Origin of the sequence: Microcoleus sp. Pol1C5, from assembly GCF_036701115.1 — a bacterium.
In the GTDB taxonomy this organism is placed as follows: domain Bacteria; phylum Cyanobacteriota; class Cyanobacteriia; order Cyanobacteriales; family Microcoleaceae; genus Microcoleus.
The window spans coordinates 18898-41210 of the sequence record NZ_JAUBQE010000015.1; the positions used below are offsets into that span (position 1 = coordinate 18898).

17 protein-coding genes are annotated in these 22313 nt (G+C 44.3%); 7 read left to right on the plus strand and 10 right to left on the minus strand.

Going from position 1 to position 22313, the window contains the following annotated elements; genetic code table 11:
• Positions 1-19 precede the first annotated feature (19 nt).
• From QUA23_RS10705 to QUA23_RS10715, 3 genes are all read left to right on the plus strand, one after another.
• Entirely contained in the window at positions 20-415 is a 396-nt protein-coding gene (locus tag QUA23_RS10705) for a response regulator (protein ID WP_333076002.1), read from the plus strand.
• Positions 412-3039, plus strand: a complete 2628-nt coding sequence (locus QUA23_RS10710; RefSeq protein ID WP_333076001.1) for a PAS domain S-box protein — start codon at positions 412-414, stop codon at positions 3037-3039. Before QUA23_RS10705 ends, QUA23_RS10710 begins: the two co-directional genes overlap by 4 nt.
• 57 nt (positions 3040-3096) lie before the next feature.
• Positions 3097-4163, plus strand: a protein-coding gene (locus tag QUA23_RS10715; protein WP_333076000.1) for an ISKra4 family transposase whose coding sequence is annotated in 2 segments (ribosomal slippage) — positions 3097-3256 and positions 3256-4163 — 1068 coding nt in all. Because the reading frame shifts where the segments join, the coding sequence is not laid out codon by codon here.
• 145 nt (positions 4164-4308) lie between these two features.
• On the opposite strand, the gene QUA23_RS10720 is transcribed toward QUA23_RS10715, so the two are convergent.
• The 5 genes from QUA23_RS10720 to tkt all read right to left on the minus strand — a co-directional run bounded on the left by QUA23_RS10720 (position 4309) and on the right by tkt (position 13391).
• Complete coding sequence (locus QUA23_RS10720) at positions 4309-5397, minus strand: response regulator (protein ID WP_333075999.1); 1089 nt, start codon at positions 5395-5397, stop codon at positions 4309-4311.
• A 124-nt stretch (positions 5398-5521) separates the two neighbouring features.
• Entirely contained in the window at positions 5522-7024 is a 1503-nt protein-coding gene (locus QUA23_RS10725; protein WP_333075998.1) for an ATP-binding protein, read from the minus strand.
• A gap of 555 nt (positions 7025-7579) precedes the next feature.
• Complete coding sequence (locus QUA23_RS10730) at positions 7580-8026, minus strand: response regulator (protein WP_333034689.1); 447 nt, start codon at positions 8024-8026, stop codon at positions 7580-7582.
• Between the two features lie 48 nt (positions 8027-8074).
• On the minus strand, positions 8075-10873 hold the full coding sequence (locus tag QUA23_RS10735) for a PAS domain S-box protein (protein ID WP_333075997.1): 2799 nt from the start codon (positions 10871-10873) through the stop codon (positions 8075-8077).
• 502 nt (positions 10874-11375) lie between these two features.
• The gene (gene tkt / locus QUA23_RS10740) at positions 11376-13391 is read right to left on the minus strand and encodes a transketolase (RefSeq protein WP_333075995.1); all 2016 of its coding nucleotides are present in this window, start codon (positions 13389-13391) and stop codon (positions 11376-11378) included.
• A gap of 34 nt (positions 13392-13425) precedes the next feature.
• Here tkt and QUA23_RS10745 point away from each other — a divergent pair, with 34 nt between their 5' ends.
• The gene (locus tag QUA23_RS10745) at positions 13426-13563 is read left to right on the plus strand and encodes a hypothetical protein (RefSeq protein WP_333110366.1); all 138 of its coding nucleotides are present in this window, start codon (positions 13426-13428) and stop codon (positions 13561-13563) included.
• 309 nt (positions 13564-13872) lie between these two features.
• Positions 13873-15426, plus strand: a complete 1554-nt coding sequence (lysS, locus tag QUA23_RS10750; RefSeq protein ID WP_333075994.1) for a lysine--tRNA ligase — start codon at positions 13873-13875, stop codon at positions 15424-15426.
• Positions 15427-15537: 111 nt separating this feature from the next.
• Here the strand turns inward: lysS and QUA23_RS10755 are convergent, their stop codons facing one another.
• The 5 genes from QUA23_RS10755 to QUA23_RS10775 all read right to left on the minus strand — a co-directional run bounded on the left by QUA23_RS10755 (position 15538) and on the right by QUA23_RS10775 (position 20287).
• Positions 15538-16137, minus strand: coding sequence for a TerD family protein (locus QUA23_RS10755; protein WP_333075992.1), 600 nt, complete (start codon positions 16135-16137; stop codon positions 15538-15540).
• A gap of 81 nt (positions 16138-16218) precedes the next feature.
• Complete coding sequence (locus QUA23_RS10760; RefSeq protein WP_333075991.1) at positions 16219-17673, minus strand: TerD family protein; 1455 nt, start codon at positions 17671-17673, stop codon at positions 16219-16221.
• 99 nt (positions 17674-17772) lie between these two features.
• The gene (locus QUA23_RS10765; protein WP_333075989.1) at positions 17773-18342 is read right to left on the minus strand and encodes a TerD family protein; all 570 of its coding nucleotides are present in this window, start codon (positions 18340-18342) and stop codon (positions 17773-17775) included.
• Positions 18343-18396: 54 nt separating this feature from the next.
• Positions 18397-18930, minus strand: coding sequence for a peptide deformylase (gene def / locus QUA23_RS10770; RefSeq protein WP_333075987.1), 534 nt, complete (start codon positions 18928-18930; stop codon positions 18397-18399).
• Between the two features lie 115 nt (positions 18931-19045).
• The gene (locus QUA23_RS10775; protein ID WP_333075986.1) at positions 19046-20287 is read right to left on the minus strand and encodes an HhoA/HhoB/HtrA family serine endopeptidase; all 1242 of its coding nucleotides are present in this window, start codon (positions 20285-20287) and stop codon (positions 19046-19048) included.
• Positions 20288-20473: 186 nt separating this feature from the next.
• On the opposite strand from QUA23_RS10775, the gene dnaA reads away from it, so the two are divergent.
• Both dnaA and QUA23_RS10785 read left to right on the plus strand, forming a co-directional pair.
• The gene (gene dnaA / locus QUA23_RS10780) at positions 20474-21841 is read left to right on the plus strand and encodes a chromosomal replication initiator protein DnaA (RefSeq protein ID WP_333075984.1); all 1368 of its coding nucleotides are present in this window, start codon (positions 20474-20476) and stop codon (positions 21839-21841) included.
• A 157-nt stretch (positions 21842-21998) separates the two neighbouring features.
• The gene (locus tag QUA23_RS10785; RefSeq protein ID WP_333075982.1) at positions 21999-22172 is read left to right on the plus strand and encodes a hypothetical protein; all 174 of its coding nucleotides are present in this window, start codon (positions 21999-22001) and stop codon (positions 22170-22172) included.
• Positions 22173-22313: the final 141 nt, after the last annotated feature.

Consider the following 22313-nt stretch of genomic DNA (forward strand, 5'->3'; position numbering starts at 1 on the left):
CTAAAGAAGGAAATTAGCGATGTCTAAATCAGCAATTTTGTGTGTGGACGATGAAGTAGGGGTGTTGGAAAGCCTGGAAATTGAACTGCAACAGGCTTTTAACGGTAAATATCTTTGGGAATTTGCTGAAAGTGCTGCCGAAGCCCTAGAGATTATTGAAGAGCTATGTGAAGCTGAGGTTAACATTTTAGTAATTGTCTCTGATTGGTTGATGCCTGGAATGAAAGGAGATGAGTTGCTGATTAAAATTCATCAAAAATATCCGCAAATTGTGACAGTGATGCTGACAGGACAAGCAGACCAAGAAGCAATCGAGCGCACAAAAGCTCAAGCCAATCTTCATGCTTTCATAGAAAAACCTTGGCGAAATCAAGAATTAATAGAAGCGATCAAGTCTGGTCTAGCAAATTTATGAAAAAACCAGTCATTATTTGTGTAGATGATGAGCAGACTATACTCGATAGTCTGGAAATAGACCTGCTAAAAGCCTTTGAAGATAAATATTTAATTGAAACGGCTCAAAGTGGCGAAGAAGCTTTAGAGTTGCTGTCCGAACTTTTAGCAGAACAGTATGAAGTTCCTTTGGTTATTTCGGATCATATCATGCCTAGTATGAAAGGAGACGAACTATTAAGGAGCGTTCATGCTATCTCGCCGAACTGTCTCAAGATTATGCTGACGGGGCAGGCAGATTTGGAGGCGGTAGCCAATGCTATTAACTATGCTAAATTGTACCGATATATACCTAAACCTTGGCAATGTGATGACTTAAAATTAACTGTCACTGAGGCAATATATAAATATTTTCAAGATAAACAATTAGCCGAAAAACAAAGAGAACTTCAGGAAATGAATCAGGAGTTGGTAAAATTAAACCGCAAGCAGGCAATGCTGATTGCCAAACTCCATGAAAACGAAAGTCGCTTGACGCAATATCTAGAAGCTATGCCATTGGGCGTGTGTGTACTTGATGCAAACGGGCAATCTTTCTACGCTAACCAGAAAGCGCGGGATATATTTGGAAAAGGCACTGTGCCGCATATTAATTCAGAGCAAAAAGCAGCCATTTATCAATTCTATAAAACCGGGACTAATCAGAGATGCCCCGTGGAAGAATTGCCAATTATGCGGGCGCTTCGGGGTGAAAATGTGCGGACTGAGGGTGTAGAAATTCGTACAGCTAATAAGATTATTCCTGTAGAGAGTTGGGCAACTCCAATTTATGATTCTACAGGCGACATTTCCTATGCAATTATTGCTTTTAGTGACATAAGTGAACGCAAGGAAGCTGAAGCGGCGCTAATTCAAGCTGAAGAGAAGTATCGCGGGATATTTGAAAATGCTCTAGAAGGTATTTTTCAGACGACGCCGGACGGACATTTTATTAGTGCGAATCCTGCTCTGGCGGAAATTTACGGCTACGATTCCGCGTCAGAATTGATAGAAAGTATTAATGATATTCAGCAGCAATTGTACGTGGAACCGAACCGCCGTCAAGAGTTTCTGGCGCTGATGAAACAGCACGGTACTCTGTGTGAGTTTGAGTCTCAGGTTTACTGTCGAGATGGCAGCATTATCTGGATTTCTGAGTATGCGCGCACAGTTTATGATGCTAACGGTGAAGTTCTTTACTATCAGGGTTTTGCTAAGGATATTACTTTGCAAAGACAGGTGGAAGTAGAACGAATCAGGTTTACTAATGATTTAGAAAAAGCTTTGGCAGCCGAAGAAAAGTTAAATGAGGCACTGTCAGAAAACGAAAGCCGATTGACTCAATTCCTAGAAGCGATGCCAGTGGGAATATTTGTTGTCGATGGTAAGGGTAAACCTTTTTACATGAATTCTTGGGGCGAAAGGATACTAGCCCAAGGTTTAATTTTTGATGGGGGTACTGACCAATTTCCTGAAGCTTATCATTTTTACGACGCTGGCACTAATCAATTGTATCCGAGGGATAGCCAACCGATTGTTCGGGCGTTGCGGGGAGAATTTGTGCGTATGGACGATCTCGAAATTCATGGGTCGGATCGCGTTGTGCCGATCGAGGTTTGGGCGACTCCAATCTACGACGAACGGAAAAACATAGTTTACGCCATAGCTGCTTTTCAAGACATCACAGAACGTCTAGAGGTAGAAACAGAGCGCCGCCAATTCACAGACGAGTTGCAAAAAGCTTTAGCAGCGGAAGAAAAATTAACAGATGCTTACGGGCGGTTTGTGCCGCACGAATTTCTCCACTTTCTGGGATATGAAAGTATTCTGGAAGTCAAATTAGGCGATCAGGTACAGAAAGAAATGTCGGTGCTGTTTTCAGATATCCGCGATTTCACTTCTCTTTCGGAAAGGATGAATCCCGAAGAGAATTTTAAATTTATTAATGGTTATTTGTCGCGGATGGAACCGGCAATTACTGACCATTTTGGTTTTATTGATAAATATATTGGCGATGCGATTATGGCGCTGTTTGATGGCAGTGCGGACGATGCTGTGAAAGCTGGAATTGCCATGCTAGAACAGCTTAACGAGTATAATATTAGTCGTAATCCGGTCGATTGCCCGCCGCTGCAAATTGGCATTGGAATTAATACGGGTTCTTTGATGTTAGGCACGGTGGGTGGCCAAAGCCGGATGGACAGCACGGTGATTAGCGATGCGGTAAACTTAGCCTCCCGCGTGGAAAGTTTGACGAAAGAGTATGGAGTTTCGATGTTAATTACTCACAATACTTTTATACAGTTGAACGATATTTATGATTTGAGGTTGATCGATCGCGTAACAGTTAAAGGCAAATCGCGAATGGTAACACTTTATGAAGTATTTGCGGCCGATCCGCCAGAGTTACGACAGAAAAAGTTAGAGACAAAGACAATCTTTGAGCAAGCTTTGGTACTCTACTATAGTGACAAGTGTGGCGAAGCTAAAAGATTGTTTTCGGCGTGCTTGGAAATCAACCCTAATGATACGGTAGCTCAAATTTATATGCAGCGGTGTCTGAAAGGGGCGATCGCTCGGGTGCATCTCACTTTGGCAAATCTATAAAAAAATAGCTAAAATGAAGAAGCTAGTAAAACAGTAAAAAAGGATAAGGTAAATAAAATGACACCCGAAGATCGACAGCGCCTAAAAGCACACTTAAAAGAGGTAGCAGAAATTCTTTACAGAAATACAGCTCCAACCGAGCTGTCAAATTTTGAAAGTATCGAAAAATCTTTACGTCAAAAAATATTAGCAGAAGTGGGCCCAGAACTAGGTAGCGTTTTTTTTCAACAGTATCAGGAATTAAAACAGGAAGAACCCGAAAAATAAAATCCGTAGTCGGGTTGCTGAATATTACAGATAATCAGGCAGAATATTTTGGATTAAAATCCTCTACTCAACTCAGCCCCATAATGGATAAGTGCGCTCTTTTAATTAGTGCCAATGAATCTTATGAAAGAGGAGAAAAAGATTTAGAAATTTTCACAGTAATCCCAGTTTCTCATAGTACATTACACAGATTAGTAAGCCGACAAGAATTTGAATTGCCTACATCTAAACAAGGGGTCCAAGAAATTACATTAGATGGAGGCAAAATCAGGCTACATAACGAACAAAAAGACGAGCCGTGTTATTGGAAAGATTATAAAGCCCTCTGCTTAGATAATCTTTATTGTGGAGCATTTTTTCAAAACAATCAAGATTTAATTGATTGGAGTAATAGCCAAAAACTTCTGCATCCTATATATTGTATAGGAGATGGTCATCCCGGAATTTGGAACCTCTTTCAAGAAATTGGAGGGACTGAACAAAGACAAGAAATTTTAGATTGGTATCATCTGAAAGAAAATCTCTATAAAGCAGGAGGTTCAATAAAACGCTCAAAGCAAGCAGAAAGTCTGTTATGGTCAGGGAAGGTTAATGAAGTTATCAATTTATTTAAAAATCTGAAAAAAAAATCATTTAAAACATTTTGTAATTATTTAGAAACTCATCGCAGCCGAATAGTTAACTATCAATCTTATAAAGAAGAATCCCTAAGCTCAATCGGTTCGGGAATCATTGAATCAACGATTAAACGAATTGGACTAAGAGTGAAACTATCGGGGGCACAGTGGAATATCGAGAATGTTTCCTCTATCCTTTCTCTTCGCTGTGCTTATCTTAATGGTGAACTTTCCACTTGATGTATTTGCAAAAGTGAGATGCACCCGATCGCTCCTCCATAATACAATTTTAAATTTTAGAGTTTAGAATTGGGAATGATTTATTCCATAATGGTTGGGAGTTTGCCTACAGTTAGATTTATTTTGAAACTGGTCTAATCATTGTTTAGACAGGCAGAGAAACGCAAACTATTGTTTCTTGCTGCGGCAAACTTTCTATTTTAAATTCTCCTCCGTGCAATTCTGCAAGGCGTTGAACGATGGCTAGGCCCAATCCCAAACCTGCTTGTTGGTACAGTTTGCGATCGAACTGCCTGTAAGCTTCTAGCTGTGCAATCTGATCGGCAGTCATGCCGCGGCCTTGGTCTTTGACAGACAGAATAAAAGTCTGATTTTCGACGAAAGTGCTTAATAAAACAGGCGTTCCTTCTAAAGAAAATTTGAAGGCATTGTCCAAGAGTTCTTCAACAATTTTTGCGAGTCTGACAGAATCCATAGCTACTGACGCATCTTGCAAGTTTAATTGTAAATCGTCGGTTCTATTCGCGTGTTTTGCTTGCTGCCTCGCTTTTTGACTCAGCAAAGATTTTACACAGCTAAATTCGCTGTTTCGCATCTCCTTTAGCAGTTCGGGATTTGTGGCTGCTATCTCCAATTCTGCATACAGCAAAAAGTTCTGAATTAGTCGATACAAGCGATGACCGGAAGTTTGGATTTGACCGATCATCTCTAAGATATCTGATTCCTCTAAGACCTGATATTCTGACAGAATCAGCTCAGAAAAACCCAGAATTGCATTCAAAGGAGTCCGCAATTCGTGGGGCAGCGACATACTAATATTAGTGCGTAATTCGTCTAGCGTCTTTTGAGATTGTCGGCTAATTGTTTTTTGTTTTTCAAGTCTAATAGCAATGGCTTTTAGAAGTTCTTGCGGCGTACACGGCTTAGTAATGTAATCGTCCGCTCCCAGTTCCATGCCCGTGCGAATGTCAACTTTATCGGCTTTTGCTGTGAGGAAAATAAACGGAATTGTGGCAGTCAAGGGTTCGGAGCGCAAAGCTTTGATGACGCCGTGACCATCTACTTCTGGCATCATCATGTCGCACAAAATTAAATCCGGGATTTGTTCGATAGCCAATTTGATGCCGACTTGGCCGTTAATTGCTCCTATTCCTTCAAAATTTTCGGCTTCTAGCAACTCTAAAATATTTTCTCTAATCGCTTCTTCGTCTTCTATTACCAAAATCTTAGCCACGGTGATAGCTCCTTTTAGTTAGTAGTTTGTTGGAAAATTCTGGGTTCAAGCACTTGATAAGTTTGTTTGTTAGGCGCTTAATTAATCGTTAAATAGCGGATATGTATAGTTGATAATTCAGTTGTTATTGACTGGGAGGGCAAATGAGAGGCAAGGTAATAGTGAAAGTTGTACCTTTTCCTTCTTGACTGTCGATCGCAAGTTGGCCGCCGTGAAGTTCCACAGCCCTCTTCACAATTGCTAAGCCAAGACCTGTTCCCGAAATAGTGCCGACATTTGTAGCTCGGTAAAAAGTTTCTAATATCCGCTCTCGATCGGCTTGGGGAATGCCGATGCCCTGGTCTTGAACTTGGAAAACAGCTTCTTTGTTTTGACAGTTGAGGTGCAAGGAAACTGTACTGCCGGCGGGGGAATATTTGATGGCATTTGAGAGGACATTTCCCAAGATTTGCTGCAGCAGTTTTTCATCCATTTGCGCCTCGCAGTTGTCGCCTTCGTATTGAAAGGCGATCGGGTGTTGGTTGCTGTCGTTGAGCTGCTGCTCTTCTACCAGTTGACGGCAAAATTTTTCAAGGTTTAAGGAAACCGGTTGAAACTGCAAAGTATTGGCTTCGATTTTGCCAATTACGAGGATATCTTCTAATAACTCTGTCATGCGTTTAATTGCTAATTGAATCCGCACAAAATGAGTAGATTTTTTATCTTGGGGCCACTGAGAACTGTAATCTTGCAGCAATCCAGCGGAAAATTGGATGGTTGTCAAAGGTGTGCGAAACTCGTGGGAAACCATTGTGACAAATTTAGCTCGCAGTTGTGAAAGTTCCTTTTCTCGTGCGAGGGCTTTGAGAATTTCCGCTTCGGCTCGTTTGCGATCGCTAATGTCACGGGCTTCCGCAATCAGCAGCAAAACTTGTCCTGTTTCATTTTTAACAGGTTTCAGTGAGAAATCAACTGTCATAATCTGGCCACTTTTGCCTAACAAGTCGATTTCGCTGCGGAAAAACTCGCCGCGACTTGCTTTGCCGATCGCGCATTGCAATTGTTCGGAAACCTGTGGCGACTGGGCCCAAATCGCCATATCCCAAATCGGGCGGCCCACAATACCCTCCGATCGCAATCCGGCAAAATCGAGGGCTGTCTCGTTCACTTCCAGCACAATTCCTTCGGGAGTCAGCAGCTTGGTTAGCTGAAATGATGAGTCAAAAATCGCCCGAAAGCGGCGCTCGCTTTCCCGCAGCATTTGAAAGGTTTGAGAGCGTTCGATCGCATAGCGGATCGTCCGCACTAATAATTGAGTAGTAATTTGACCTTTAACAATATAGTCTTGAGCTCCCAAGCGAACTGATTCGAGGGCGATCGCCTCATCGTCCAAGCCTGTCATTACCACCATTGGCACATCAGGAGCAACTTCTCGCAGGCGAGTTAGCGTTTCCAAACCGCGACTGTCCGGCAAAGAAAGGTCGAGCAAAACTACATCAAAGGGTTGTTTGCACAGTTGTGCGATCGCCTCATGCAAGAACTCAACAGACACCAGTTCCCACTCGACGCCCACAGATACTTCTAACAGTTCTGCAAGTAAATCAGCATCAGCCGGATTGTCTTCTACTAACAGAATTTTAATCCACATAGCTTAGACGTTTTTGACTGTAAAAATTTTACTCTACCAATCTTAGGTTAAACTTTTTTGCTTTCCCTTGCCATTTTCAACTTGAAAATTATTATTTGGGAACTGTCACCACCACCAGCCACCAATCCTCAATCCATCTCACCAGCTTAGCGACTTGACTAAAATCGATAGGTTGAGTGATGTAGCACCGGGCTTACAGGTAATAAAACTTGAGCATCTCTTCATCTGCTGCTGAGGTTGTCATAATTACCACCCTAATCATTTTTAACTTGAGGGCTGAGTTGATTTCTATCAATATTTCTAACCGTTTTTTTAGGCAAAATTAAGCTAAGCAGAATTATATTTGGACGTGAAGGCGAAGAGAAAAACCTGCTTTATATTCAATAAACAAAATTATTTCTTATACCATATTTGATACAACTTTCTAATTGTTAAAAATTGGCTTGTCGCCAGCTTTTATAAAGTCCATTCAGTCTCAATGAGCGAATCATCCACCAGGCGAATTCCCATAGGTTGAAAACTTTTATAGCGTTCATAAGCAAAGCATCTGTTCGTTTAATTTAGAGGAAGTTTGACGACTGCCAGCCAGAATTCCTCAATTAACCTGACTACTTTCGTAAATTCAACGAAGTCTACCGGTTTTGTTATGTAACAGTTGGCGTGGAGGGAGTATGACTTAAAAATATCTTCGGGCGCTGCTGAAGTGCTGAGAATTACTACAGGAATTAATTTTAACTTGGGATCAGTTTTAATTTCTTCTAGCACTTCTATACCGCTTTTTTTCGGCAGATGCAAATCGAGCAAAATCAAATCGGGACGAGGTACTCTGAGATAGGGTTCTTTTTGCCGCAAAAACTTGATTGCTTCGACTCCATCCTCCACAAAATGCAAGTTATTCAATATTTTACCCTGACTGAGGACTTCTATTGCCAAATCGGCATCGCTGGGAGAATCCTCAATCAGCAGAATCTCTATAGGTCTAACAGTGCTTCGATCGCTCATAACCGGCGTATCCTTTAAAGTATAAAAACAAAATTGAACTTTGAGGCTTCAGGTACTAATTATAGGAATAGTGAAGTAAAAATTCGCTCCTTTTCCCTCCTGAGATTCCACCCATATCCGACCGCCGTGGCGTTCAACAATGCGCTTGCACATCGCCAAACCTATACCAGTACCGGAATATTGGCGCCGGGAGTGCAGGCGCGCAAAAATGATAAAAATGCGATCGGCATACTGCGGATCGATGCCAATGCCGTTATCGCGGACGCTGAACACCCATTCGCTCTCTTGCCTGCAGGCAGCGATATGAATCAACGGGATATCTTGGCGACAAAATTTGATGCTGTTGGCGAGCAAATTTTGGAATAATTGCACCAGTTGAAATTCATCCGCCATCACGGTTGGCATCGCGTCGCAGGTGATTACAGCTTTTGTTTCGGCGATCGCAATTTGCAAATTGCAGATAGTTTGCTTAACCACAGCGTTGCAGTCCGCCTGCTCAAACTCCTGACCCCTCGTTCCCAGGCGCGAATACGCCAACAAATCGTTAATTAACTGCTGCATTCTGGTGGCGCCATCGACAATATAATGAATATACTTATCTGCGCGATCGTCCAAATTTCCTTGATAGCGCTGGGCCAGTAATTGAGTGTAACTGGTAACGGCTCGGAGCGGTTCTTGCAAATCGTGGGAAGCCACGTAAGCAAATTGTTCTAATTCCTCGTTGGAACGCTTCAAATCTTCTGTAAGTTGCAGCATTTGGTGCTCTGCTTCTTTGCGGCCTGTAATGTTGTAAACCAAGGCGCAACAAGACAGCAAATTCCCCTGGGAGTCCATGACGGGACTGGTAGACATATCAGTCCAAATATCTTTGCCGTCCTTGGTTTTGAATTTAAATTCGTGTTGTTCACCAATACCTTGCTTGCGCCGCTCGATATTTTCAATAGCTTGTGGTTTGTCCCGTTCGTCCATGAAATCAAAAAGCGACCGCCCGAACATTTCTAATTCACTATAACCTAGCATTCGCGCCATTGCGTGGTTTACGTAAGTCGTGAGGCTATTTCTGTCAATTACCCAAATACCTTCTTCTGCTAATTCAACTATTTGCCTGTACTTGAATTCGCTTTCTAGCAAAGCAGTTTCAGTTAGTTTCCGCTCAGTGATATCTTTCATAAAACAGTGATGACCGTTAAATATCCCTTGTGCGTCGCAAGCTTTTACCATCGTTAATTGCTTATAAAAAAACGAGCGATTTTTTCGGACTCCTCTAGCTTCAACTTCTACTTTGCCAGAAATTAGCATTTCCTGATAAGCTGAGAGCATCATCTCAACATCGCCCGGATGTACGGTGCTCTGCCATTCCATGCCAAGCATTTGTTCCGGTTCGTAACCGCATTTATGAGCGTAAGCTCGGTTAACCTTCACGTAGCGCCCCTGAATATCCAGCCGTGAAATGCCTTCCACCGCATTTTGCATGGCACTGGTTAGGTCACGCAGCTCTTTTTCCGCTTGTTTGCGATCGCTAATATCCTGACCGATACCCAAAAAACCGTTAATATTTCCGTTACTATCAAATAAGGCCGTCACCGACAGCAGTACCGGAAACCGCAAACCATCTTTGCGAATGTAAGTCCATTCATTTTCGTCAGCGATTTGCCGGCACGGCAAGGCAAATAATACTTGAATTCCCGGCTCTATTTTCACTCTCAATTTATCAGAAAGAACTTCAGCTCTTTTAGCTATCTCCAGAGGATCGTGAATTATTGCTAGCGTGACTTTACCCACCACTTCTTCTAGCGAATAACCTAAAAGTTGCTCTGCCGCCCGATTAAATGTTTTAATTGTACCGTCTGGGTCTGTAGAAATAATTGTGTAGTTAGCGCTATTAAGAATTGCATTTTGCAGTTGCGTCAACTCCAACAAAGTTAGCGCAATTTTTTCGCGGTAGGCTATTTCTTTTTGCAATGTCTGGTTAGAAATTTCAATTTGAGCAGTGCGCTCAGCAACTCGATGCTCCAGAGTTTCATTGAGCCGTCGATTTTCCTCTTCTACCTGCTTGCGTTCTGTAATATCAGTAATAGTACACACATAACTTTTAACATCCCCATTTTCTCCGACTTGACCGACAGATTGACCGAATACCCAACTGATTTGAGTGTGATTAATGCCTTGAAAGCGGTACTCAGATTTAAAAGGCAATTTCTCCTGCGCGGCGCCATACCATTCAGAAAAAACCCGCTCGCGGTCGTCTGGATGAATGCCTTGCAACCACCCTTTGCCCAAAGCTTCATCACAGGTAATTCCCGAAATTTGACACCAGCGCTCGTTGACATACAAGCAGTCTCCTTCAGCATCTGCATAAAATATTCCTACCGGCGAAGCTTCAGTTAAAGTTTGATAGCGAGCTTCCGTTGCTCGGCGTTCTATTATTTCTTTTTGCAGTATTGAATCGATCATCCCTAATTGAGTTGGACTCAGCAGAGTTAATGCTTGGGGAACAAAAGGAATTAATGCAAAAGCGGTGTAAGCAGAAATCGCGGCGGTAATAATTTTCAGACTGCCAGACACCCAATAAACAGGATGCCAAAGCGTCCAAACTTCCATTATATGAGTAGTGCCGCAAGAGATAATAAACGCTGCAAGCAGCCAAAAGATGTTACGGAAGGGCAAGTCTTTTCGCTGACCGATAAAATAAATTAGGGATAGCGGTATTGAATAGTAGGCCAGGGCAATTATAGAGTCTGACACTATGTGGAGCGCGACTAGCTCTCGCTGCCAAAGGTAACAGTAGCCTTGAGGAATATAATTCCCGGTGAATAACAACTGATTTAAAAAATTCCAAATCATCATAAATGGAATGGGTAATCGAGAATTAGTAATTGGTAATTCGTAATTGGTAAGCGGGAATTGCTAATTGGTGATTTAACCCAATGACTTATAACCTATCTCAAATTTTTGAAAGATACAGTCTTGAACGCACCGAGGGCTAAAAACCCGGTTTCTGGTTAGATGCCTCGTTGCCAAACCGAATATTGTCGTAGAAACTGGTTTTTATTCCGTAACTCTTAATATAGCAATTCTTAATGATTCGCGAGTTCTAGCGAGCTCTAGGTTGGGTAGAACGAAGTGAAACCCAATATTCCGATTTTAGATTTTAGATTTTAGCTTTTCCTTCCTTCTTTCTTATCTTCTAGATAATTAAAGCCTTCTCTCCTAGATAGCTAAAGCCTTCTTCCATCTATCTGTTACATCTGTTACATCCGAAGAAAGCTAATCCGTTGCCGAACTTCCTTCTGCTATAAAAAATGGGGCGAGCTCGAAGCCCGCCCCACCAAAAATTATGCTGCTGCTATTAGCCCAACAGCGCCTGAGCCTTAGCTACCACATTATCAACTGTGTAGCCAAACTTTTCTAAAGCAACGGGGCCCGGTGCAGAAGCGCCGAATCTGTCAATACTGACGCTATCGCCTTCGGAGCCCAAATAACGTCCCCAGCCGAAGCTAGCAGCCGCTTCAACTGCCAAGCGTTTAGTAACAGCTTTTGGCAGTACAGATTCGCGGTAAGCGGCATCTTGTAAGTCGAACAATTCCCAGCAAGGCATCGAAACTACCCGCACTTTATTGCCTGCGGCGCGCAATTTTTCAGCGGCATCAACGCAGAGGTATGTTTCGCCGCCGGTGCCGATTAAAATGATGTCGGGAGTGCCGCCATCGTCAGACAAAATGTAAGCGCCTTTGGCCGTTCCTTCGATCGAACTTCCAGCCAAATTGGGCAGGTTTTGACGAGACAGAGCCATTAAAGTTGGGCGGGTGCGGCTTTCAACTGCCACTTTGTAAGCGCCGGATGTTTCATTACCATCCGCAGGGCGCATTACCAACAAATCGGGAATTACGCGCAGAGAAGCTAAAGTTTCCACGGGTTGGTGAGTCGGACCATCTTCGCCCAAGGCTACGGAGTCGTGAGTCATTACATAAATAACTCCAGCTTCCGAGAGTGCCGAGAGGCGAATTGCTCCCCGCATATAGTCAGCAAATACCAAGAACGTTGCGCAGTAAGGAATTAAACCGCCGTGGAGGACCATACCGTTGGCGATCGCGCCCATGCCGTGTTCCCGCACACCAAAGCGCAGGTTACGTCCTTCGTATTGACCTTTTTGGAAGTCTTTTTCACCCTTGAGCAAAGTCATGTTAGAAGATGCCAAGTCAGCGGAACCGCCGATCAATTCAGGTAAGACACCTGCCAAAGCATTCAAACATTTTCCAGAATGATTCCGAGTCGAATCTGCCTTATCTTCCGGCTTGTATGTCGGCAAAACTTGATCCCAACCTTCAGGAAGTTTGCCAGCAACCGTGCGCTCGTATTCTGCTGCTTCTGCAGGATATGCTGCTTTATAAGCATCAAAAGCTTTCTGCCATTCTTGCTCAGATTGAGCGCCACGTTCGACTGCTTTGCGGAAGTGTGACAAAGCATCATCAGGAATCTCAAACGGTGCGTGTTCCCACTTCAAGAAATCGCGAGTTGCTTGCACTTCATCGCTACCCAAAGCAGCACCGTGAGCGCTGTAAGAATTGCGCTTGTTGGGAGAACCGTAACCAATGATGGTGCGGACTTTAATCATGGACGGTTTGTCCGTGACTTTTTTGGCTTCTTCAATAGCTTTGTGAACTGCTTCTAGGTTAGTATCTTCGTCTAGAGCGGTATTGTCTACTGTAATTACGTGCCAATTGTAAGCTTCAAAACGCTTGCCCACATCTTCAGTAAAGGCCAAGCTTGTGTCGCCTTCAATAGAAATGTGATTGTCATCGTACAAGGCAATTAATTTGCCGAGTCCGAGGTGTCCGGCCAAAGAACAAGCTTCGCCAGAAACGCCTTCCATGTGGCAGCCGTCACCCATGATGACATAGGTGTAGTGGTCAACAATTGTGTGGTCGGGCTTGTTATACTTAGCAGCGAGGTGAGCTTCTGCCATTGCCAAACCGACGGCATTAGCAATTCCTTGTCCCAGGGGGCCTGTTGTAACTTCTACGCCTTCGGTCATGAAGTTTTCGGGGTGTCCGGGGGTTCTGGATTCCCACTGGCGAAATTGCTTGATGTCGTCGAGGGTGACGCTATCGTAGCCTGTCAAGTACAGGAGGGCGTACTGTAGCATACACCCGTGCCCGGCGGAGAGGACGAAACGATCGCGATTAAACCACTTGGGGTTTTTGGGGTTGAACCGCATGAACCGATCCCACAGCACAAAAGCCATAGGGGCAGCGCCCATCGGCAGTCCCGGGTGTCCTGATTTTGCTTTTTCTACCGCATCGATGGCCAAAAAGCGGATAGAGTTGATGCAGAGTTCTTCGAGTGATTGGGTTGCAACAGCCATAATTCTGGTTTTTATACGTTAAGAGAGAGTGTGTGTGGTCGATTCTGACAGAGGTGCGATGAGCCGAGTTCGATCGCTCGCGTTTCTGCTGTTCAGTTTCTGTGGAACTGCCGTGAGGCTGCACTACATATCATCTCACCTGTTGCGATCGACAGACAACTTAATTTTTTAATGTTTCGGTCGCTTTGTGCAGTCGATCGTAAATTGTTATCGGAGATATTTCTGGGGCGAGTGCTGCTCTGTGCGATCGGGCTACGAGAGGGTGTAACTTATTATTTGGCAAATTGGCTCTCAAAACCCCCCTGTTATGATAGAGTTTGGTGTTTCTGACATCTTGCAGCTTTGTCACGAACAGGCAAGATGCCTGTTCCACAAAGAGTGAATTTTCTTGTGGGGCGTTGCTCAAAGCAACGCCCGATCGCACGATCGCCAGAATAGTGCAAGATGTCAGATATTTGTAATTTTAATCAGGCAATAACTAATGACTCTCAGTGAAGCCGAAGTCCGCAGTCAAAAAGTAGACGAACTGCGATCGCAAGGCATAGAACCTTATCCCAGTGAATCCTACGCGCGATCGCACACAGCCAAGCAAGTTCGCGAAATATTTAGTCAGCCGGGAAAAGAACTCGAAAACGGAGAAACTGACCCCGAAGAAATTCCCCTGCGATTAGCCGGCCGCATCACTTCCAAGCGAGACAGCGGCAAAATTGGTTTCATCGATTTAAAAGACGCTACAGACAAGATTCAACTCAAAATCGAGAAAGCAATCGTCACCGGCGAAGTCGGTTTGAGCTTTGAACAAATTAAAAAATTGCTCGATGTCGGCGATTTTGTCGGCGTCGAAGGTATCGGATGCCGCACCCCCAGGGGAGAACTTTCTATTTTAGTCAGGGAATTAAAGCTTTTATCAAAAGCTACCATTCAATTTCCCGATTCTTATTATGGAATTAACGACCCCGAAGTTTGCCGCCGTCACCGCGAAATGGATTTGGCAAGCAACCAAGATGCGCTCAACCGTTTTATGCTTCGCAGCCGCATCGTTCAAAGCATCCGTTCCTATCTGTGGCAAGCCAATTTTTACGAAATAGAAACGCCAACACTGCAAGCTATTTATGGCGGTGCTGCTGCTAAACCCTTCATCACTCACCATAATGCTTTGGAAGTGGATTTATATTTGCGAGTGGCTCCAGAATTATTCTTAAAAAGAGCAATTTGCGGCGGTTTCGAGCGAGTTTTTGAACTAGGGAAAGCATTTAGAAATGAGGGAATTGACAGCACCCACAATCCAGAGTTTACATCTTTAGAAGTTTACCAAGCTTATGCTGATGTTTTCGACATTTTAGGAGTTGTCGAAGACGTGATGTGTTTCGCAGCGGCGGCGGTATTTGGGGATGTCAAGGAAATTGAAAATCAGGGGGAAACGATTAGTTTAGAACGCAAGTTCGACTACAGCGAAAAATATCCCGGTTTCAGCGGCAAACACTGGCAAGTGAAAACGATGGTAGAAGCTGTCAGAGACGAGTTTGGGCTGGATTTTGACAGTTTGGACTTGGAAAGTGCGATCGAATCTGCAAGCAAACTCGAACTGCACCTGTCTAAGTTAGAACAACAGAGTTTAGGGTACGTGCTGTATGCAGTTTTTGACAAATTAGTTGTTCCCAAACTAATTCAACCTACATTCATCATCGACTATCCTGTTGAAGTCAGCCCCTTAGCAAAAGGACATCGCAGCAAGCCGGGATTTGTAGAACGTTTCGAGCTATTTATCAACGGTACAGAATACTCGAACGGCTTCTCAGAATTGAACGATCCGAAGGAGCAAAGAAAGCGGTTTGAGGAACAGTTAGCACAGAAAAATGCGGGCGATGATGAAGCGCATCCAATGGATGAAGATTTTATTCAAGCGCTATCTTTGGGGATGCCTAACTGTGCCGGAATGGGCATCGGCGTAGACAGATTGGTGATGCTTTTAACTAATACTCAAAGCATCCGCGATGCGGTGATGTTCCCGACAATGCGGCCGGTCAAAGATTGATTGGAGTAGCTTTTTTAACCGCAGATGTCGGCGGATTAACACAGATAAACGCAGATGAAATTACATCTGCGTTTATCTGCGTTTATCTGCGGTTAAAAAACATCCTTCATATCACCGCATAAACGAACCGACAACACCGTTCAAATCTTCAGACAAAGGATTTCCCAAAGCCTTAAACTTCCACTCGCCGCCTTCTCGATAGACTTCTCCCATCAACATATTTAATTTTCCTTCATAAGAAGGGTCATTTGACAAGCGATAGCGAGCTATTTCTTTCCCAGTCGCATCTACCGCCCTCACAAAAGCATTTTCTACTAAGCCAAAATGCTGTTTTCTCTCTTTCCCATCATAAATATTCACGCCCAAAATAATTTTGTGATATTGTTCTGGCAAAGAACTCAGTTTAACCAAGATTTGTTCGTCGTCTCCATCTCCAGCCCCCGTGAGATTGTCGCCTGAGTGAACAACTGTTTTATCCTTTGACTCCAAATGAGAGTAATAAATTACATCCTCTTTGTAGTTCTTTATTTTGCCATTTTCTCCCAGCAGCAGAGCGTAGGAATCTAAGTCAAAATTGGCACCGCTGCTTCTGCCAAAAAGACCTTTTTTAGCTTGTGCAACATCCCAGCCCAAAGCCATTGTCAGTCTGGACAAGTCGTATTCGCTTTTGCTGAGAACGATCGATTGTCCTTTTGTCAAGTTAATAGCCATAGTTTTGTGATTTTGTAAGGTTTATTCTGAAGTAGAATGATGGCTCTAAGCTAGCATTTTGTTTGCCTGCAAAAGCTGTTTCTAGGGTAAGAGATTTTTGATTCGAGCTGATTTTACCCAATGCGGATATTCGGCAGTCAACAAATCGTATAATTCCTCATCGGCAATATGTTCCGGGTCTTCTAAACTGAAGAAATCGGCGTTGTCTAGGTAGCGATCGCCCATTTGGTCAAGCTGCTCTAAAAAACTAAAATCGCTCGCTGCGGCTCTTGCTAACCACCCTCGAACTCCCTTACTTTTGACATCTTTCTGCGACTTGCCGATCGCCATAAACTGCCAAAATATCGGCTCGTGGGACGACCATTGTAGCTGCTGCTTGCTTTCCGACTCGTCCGCAGTTTCTCCATCCGTTACAAACATGACGTAGACAGGTCGATCGGCTTTAATAGCTGCGTAGCGCCTGCTACCGCGACCGTCAGGAAAATAGAACTTTCTAATTTCCTTCATCACTTTACCGTAGTAAGTACCTCCTTCTAAAGGATACTGTTGCAGTATATAGTGGATGAAGTTTGAGAAATTGTCGATCGACATTTCACCGGGATTGTGGGGGTTGACTCCAAACAGAAATATGTCGATCGATCCGTTGTCATCAAACCGACATCCCAAAGCCAAAATCTTCTCTGCCAAGCGCTGAATTTTTCCGGAACTGTACAGCGAAGACATGGAACCAGAAATATCGAGGCAAAGCGCTACTTGAGCATCGTGATTTGTGAGATTTGCTTTCTTGAGCGAGATATCGGCTTTCTTAGCAAGATTAAAAATGTGCGGCGCTTTCTCCTCAAGCTTTTTGTCTAATGCTATAGCTTTCTGACTTTTGTGGCTATCTTCAATAACTGGTAATTTAGGCAGTTCTACTGCACGTTGTGCTGGTTTTTCTTCCTGTTTAATCTCTGAATGATACTTGTCAACAAAACTCTGCAATCCTGCTTTATATCCTTGTCCTACGGCCTGAAATCTCCAAGCTGCATCTTTTTTATACAACCGTCCAAACTCGACTGCTGTTTCTTCAGAAAAACCTTCTGTTAAATCATACCGGGCTAGTTCGCTTTCGGTTTCGCGATCGTACAATCGGATAAAAGCATTTTTGATTTGGCTGAAATTTTGATGTTTAGCTTGTGCGTCGTGAATCGTGACCACAAAAACCATTTCCTCAACTGCAGCCGTTACTTTTTCTAAGTCTACATAAATTGTCTCGTCATCTCCTTGAGTTTGACCTGTTTGATTATCTCCCGAATGGGCGATCGCTCCGTCCGGTGACTGCGAGTTATTGTAAAATATAAAGTATCTTTCGTCGGGAATTTTTCCGCCCGAACCTAACGCAAAAACTGAGGCATCGATATCGCAGCTTTGCGGGTTTGGGTTGGATAAATCTTGTTGAGTTGCTATTTCCCATCCCAGGGCGATCGCAACTTTTGTTAAACTTGGAGATGTTTTAGAAAGATTAAATCTTTCGCCTTTCTTTAATTGAATTCCCATCTGGTTTATCACCTCATGAGTCTGGCTTAAAATCGAGGGAAACATTCCTACTTCCGAATTTTCCCTCGATTTATTTAGCTAGTAGCGATCGACTTTTTATCAGGCATACTTATCTACAAAGCTTTGCAAGCCGGAATTGTAGCCTTGTCCTACAGCTTGGAACCTCCACTCACCGTCTTTCTTGTAAAGTCTGCCAAATTCTACCGCAGTCTCCCTAGAAAAATCCTCGTCCAAATCGTACTTCGTTACCTCTGTGTTAGTAGTAGTGTCGTAAATCCTGATAAAAGCATTCCGCACTTGACCGAAGTTTTGCCTTCTCGATTCTGCTTCGTGGATAGTTACCACAAACACAATTTCTTGCACTCCCGGATCGACTTTGGTTAAATCGACTGTAACTGTTTCATCATCGCCAAATCCTTCTCCGGTTCTGCTATCTCCCAGATGTATTACAGAAGTGTCCGGCGACTCCTTGTTGTTGTAGAAAACAAAGTATTTTTCGCCGGGGATTTTGCCAGTAGCCCCCAACATAAACACGGAAGCATCTAAGTCAAACGCTGCGCCGGTGTCTGTAGCGTTGATATCCCATCCCAAACCAATTCCGGCATTTTTTAGCCCCGGTGCTTCTTTAGAGAGATTTATTCTCCCGCCTTTTTCCAAATTGATAGACATTCGCCCTCCTATTCACAACATCATTGGCGTTATCGATCGCAATTATATCAATTATTAGAGGAGCTTGACAAATTGCTGCTGGTACTCGTCCTCTGTCATCAGTTCGCGGGTATTTTCCACCCTGTCTAAAAACACGATTCCATCTAAATGGTCGTGTTCGTGTTGAAAAATTCGAGCCACAAAATCGGTCAATTCTTGTCGGTGGAGTTTGCCGTCTCTACTGGTGTATTCTATCTCGATCGCCCTACTTCTGGGCACCAAGCCCCGAATCCCCGGAATGCTCAAACAGCCTTCCCAGTCTTTGACTGTCTCTGTTGATGCAGCCACAATCCGGGGATTAATCATCGCTGTGGGTTCCATGTGGGGTGCTTGGGGATACCGCAAATTGGGACGGGATGCGACAATGAACAGGCGATCGGACTGAGCCGCTTGAGGGGCGGCAATCCCCACTCCGTTTGCCTGCTGTACTGTACAGATTAAGCTGTCAATCAACTGTTGAATGCGATCGTCCTTAATATTCTCGACAACTTGCGACTGGCGGCGCAGTACAGGATTTCCTAATTGTGAGATTTGCAATATTTCTGCCATAGCTATTGGTTAGTCGTTATTGGTTAGTGGTCATTTGTTAGTGGTTAACTACTGACAAATAACCATTTTTTTCTTCCTTCTTACTTCTTCCTTCTTCCTTCTTCCTTCTTCCTTCTTATCGAACTTTTTGAACCGGCAAACTCCCCGGTTTAACACTCAAATTAACTATTTGCCCGTTGCGGTTGATTTGCATTTGCAACAGCCCGCCAACCTTAGCATTTTGCACGAACTCCTGAACAGCTTCCGACTGAATAATCGGCTGATTGTTAATTTTTTGAATCACATCTCCAGCCCGCAAACCTGCCGCCGCAGCGGGAGAATTAGGAACAACGCTAACAATAGCCACACCACGATCGACTGTAACTCGCAGGCTGCTGTTAGCGTTGCTGTTAATTTGCTCCTTAACCTCTGGATTCAGCGTCGCCATTTCAATTCCCAAATAAGCGTGTTCGACTTTCCCCGTCGAAATCAGTTCCTTCGCCACCTGTTGCGCCGCCTGAATGGGAATCGCAAACCCCAATCCTTGAGCACCTTGAATAATCGCTGTATTCATGCCAATAACTTGGCCCGAAGCATTCAGCAGCGGGCCGCCGGAATTCCCCGGATTAATTGCAGCGTCTGTTTGAATAAAACCGATCCGCTTGTCGGGTACGCCCACATCAGTGCTCGATCGTCCCGTAGCGCTAATAATCCCCGCAGTTACGGAATTGTCCAAACCCAAAGGATTGCCGATCGCGATCGCCCATTCCCCAGACAACAGTTTATCCGAATTGCCGATCGCCACCACAGGCACATTATTCGCCTCAATCTTCACCACAGCCACATCCGTCACCTTATCCGCCCCCAACACCCGCCCCTGAAAGCTGCGGCCGTCCTTGAGAGTTACATTTACTGTATCGGCTCCCTCTACAACGTGAGCGTTAGTGAGAATCACGCCGTCGGCACCGATCACAAAACCCGAACCAGTGCCCCGTTCGATCCCGCCCCTGCCGCCCGAATTCGGTTCTATACCCAAAAAATCTTCCGGCGACAGCCCTCTATTTCCCGGTTTCACCCGGCGCGAAGCATCGATCCGAACCACTGCCGGGCCAACTTTTGCCACGGCAGCCACAATAAAATTCACATTAGTCCCGTCGCCCGACAAGGAAGCCGGCGGCAAGACTTTGCTAACTCGATCCTTTGTATTAGGAGGCAGTTGCAATTTAGGTTCCAGCGCCCTTTGTCCCGAATCGCCAGAATTTGCACGAAATTGAGAAACCGTCAGACGATCGCCCAACATGGCGGCCCCGGCTCCCGTTACCAGCAGCAATATGTAAATTGCCGGTTGCTTCCAAAATTTGCCAGTAGAACTCTTCATGGCCACGTTTTTAGGCTTTCCTGCCAAATCTAAATATTTGCTGAACAGCTCCCCGATACCTGGTTTGGGCTGCAGAGCCGCAAAAATTTTGGCGATCGGCAGACTCCCTTAAACTTTAGCATCTGAGGACTAAACTCTCTAGACTGTAGAATTAATATCTTGAATGCCGATCGGCAGAGGTGAGCAGTGGACATTCCCCTCGAAAGTCTGTGGAATCAGATACTTGAACGTCTCCAGGTACAACTGAGCAGACCTAGCTTTGAGACGTGGATCAAAACTGCCAGGGCCGAACAACTCGAAAATAACTGTTTGATTGTCAGCGCCCCCAACCCCTTTGCTCGCAATTGGTTGCAAAAATATTACGTCAAAACCATTGCCGATGCAGTCTACGAAATTCTCGGCTATCCCGTAGACATTTACTTGACCATTGCCGGAGGAAACGAAACAGGTGGCAGCAGCGATTCGGCCATGATTTGGCCCTCCCCCATCGCCGATGTGGAAAGCCACTCGCTTCACCCCCCCAAACCCGCCAATTTAAACCCGAAATACGTATTTTCCCGCTTTGTTGTCGGTTCCAACAACCGCATGGCCCACGCAGCCTCCCTCGCGGTAGCTGAGTCTCCGGGCCGAGAATTCAATCCCCTATTTTTGTGCGGTGGCGTCGGTTTGGGCAAAACTCATTTGATGCAGGCGATCGGTCATTATCGCTTGGAAATCGACCCCAACGCCAAGATTTTTTACGTTTCTACTGAGAAATTTACTAACGATTTAATCGCCGCCATTAGGAAAGATAGTATGCAAACTTTCCGCGATCATTATCGAGCAGCCGATGTTTTATTAATAGATGACATCCAATTTATTGAAGGCAAAGAATACACTCAAGAAGAATTTTTCCACACTTTTAATACTTTACACGAAGCCGGAAATCAAGTAGTTTTAGCTTCCGATCGCCCGCCGCAGCAAATCCCCCGCCTGCAAGAGCGTTTGTGTTCCAGATTTTCCATGGGATTAATTGCCGACATTCAATTGCCAGACTTGGAAACTCGGATGGCAATTTTGCAGAAAAAAGCTGAGTATGAAAATATGCGGCTGCCGCGAGATGTCATTGAATACATTGCTTCTAGTTACACTTCTAACGTTCGGGAATTGGAAGGTGCTTTGATTCGGGCGGTAGCATATCTTTCAATTACTGGTTTGCCAATGACCGTGGAGAATATTACCCCGGTTTTGAACCAGCAAACTGAAAGCTTAGAGGCGACGCCAGATGCAGTAATTGCAGTTGTGGCTGAGGAGTTTGATGTTTCTGTGGAAGATTTGAAAGGCATTTCCCGCAGGCGAGAAATTAGTCTTGCCCGTCAAATAGGGATGTATTTAATTAGGCAGCATACTGGTTTGAGTTTGCCAAAAGTTGGCGAAGTGTTCGGCGGCAAAGATCATACGACTGTGCTTTACAGTTGCGACAAAATTGCTCAGTTGCGGAACACTGACCCGAATTTGGCTCAAACTTTGCGTCAGTTGAGCGATCGAATTAATGTTGTCAGTCGCAAAACTTGAGAAGAAGTCATTAGTCAGTGGCCAGTTGTCACACCAATGAGTCTATGTAGCGATTTCAAGATCCGCATCACCGAACGGGTAACTCTCCGATAACAGACAATTTCTATGCGTAGCAGCTTGCCTGTGGAAAAACCTGTGGAAAAGTTGCCCTCCGTTTGTGGAAAACTTTACTCGATCGCCAGAAACAGTTTTTGCACAAAAATGGGCGGGCGATCGACCGCAACCGCTTTTCCACAAGTTTTCCACAGGGATTTATTACCTAGAGGTGACGCCCAGCCAGCAGTTAGCTTTTTTTTCCACAGTTTCCACAGGGCGATCGATACAAAAATAATTAAATAAATTAAAAAAAAACTGGTGAGACCTACACACCCTACACATAGTTCGCGACGCGCGCTAACCTCAGAAACCCGGTTTCTACGAAGATTTCTCGTTTTTACAGGCAAAATTTTGCGTAGAAATCGGGAATAAGCGC

Bases quoted from the DNA above. Each gene is read 5' to 3' on its own strand.
- tkt (WP_333075995.1), bottom strand. From the start codon at position 13,391: ATGGCTGTTGCAACCCAATCACTCGAAGAACTCTGCATCAACTCTATC.
- QUA23_RS10710 (WP_333076001.1), top strand. From the start codon at position 412: ATGAAAAAACCAGTCATTATTTGTGTAGATGATGAGCAGACTATACTC.
- QUA23_RS10725 (WP_333075998.1), bottom strand. From the start codon at position 7,024: ATGTGGATTAAAATTCTGTTAGTAGAAGACAATCCGGCTGATGCTGAT.
- QUA23_RS10730 (WP_333034689.1), bottom strand. From the start codon at position 8,026: ATGAGCGATCGAAGCACTGTTAGACCTATAGAGATTCTGCTGATTGAG.
- def (WP_333075987.1), bottom strand. From the start codon at position 18,930: ATGGCAGAAATATTGCAAATCTCACAATTAGGAAATCCTGTACTGCGC.
- QUA23_RS10705 (WP_333076002.1), top strand. From the start codon at position 20: ATGTCTAAATCAGCAATTTTGTGTGTGGACGATGAAGTAGGGGTGTTG.
- QUA23_RS10775 (WP_333075986.1), bottom strand. From the start codon at position 20,287: ATGAAGAGTTCTACTGGCAAATTTTGGAAGCAACCGGCAATTTACATA.
- QUA23_RS10760 (WP_333075991.1), bottom strand. From the start codon at position 17,673: ATGGGAATTCAATTAAAGAAAGGCGAAAGATTTAATCTTTCTAAAACA.
- QUA23_RS10765 (WP_333075989.1), bottom strand. From the start codon at position 18,342: ATGTCTATCAATTTGGAAAAAGGCGGGAGAATAAATCTCTCTAAAGAA.
- lysS (WP_333075994.1), top strand. From the start codon at position 13,873: ATGACTCTCAGTGAAGCCGAAGTCCGCAGTCAAAAAGTAGACGAACTG.
- QUA23_RS10735 (WP_333075997.1), bottom strand. From the start codon at position 10,873: ATGATGATTTGGAATTTTTTAAATCAGTTGTTATTCACCGGGAATTAT.
- QUA23_RS10755 (WP_333075992.1), bottom strand. From the start codon at position 16,137: ATGGCTATTAACTTGACAAAAGGACAATCGATCGTTCTCAGCAAAAGC.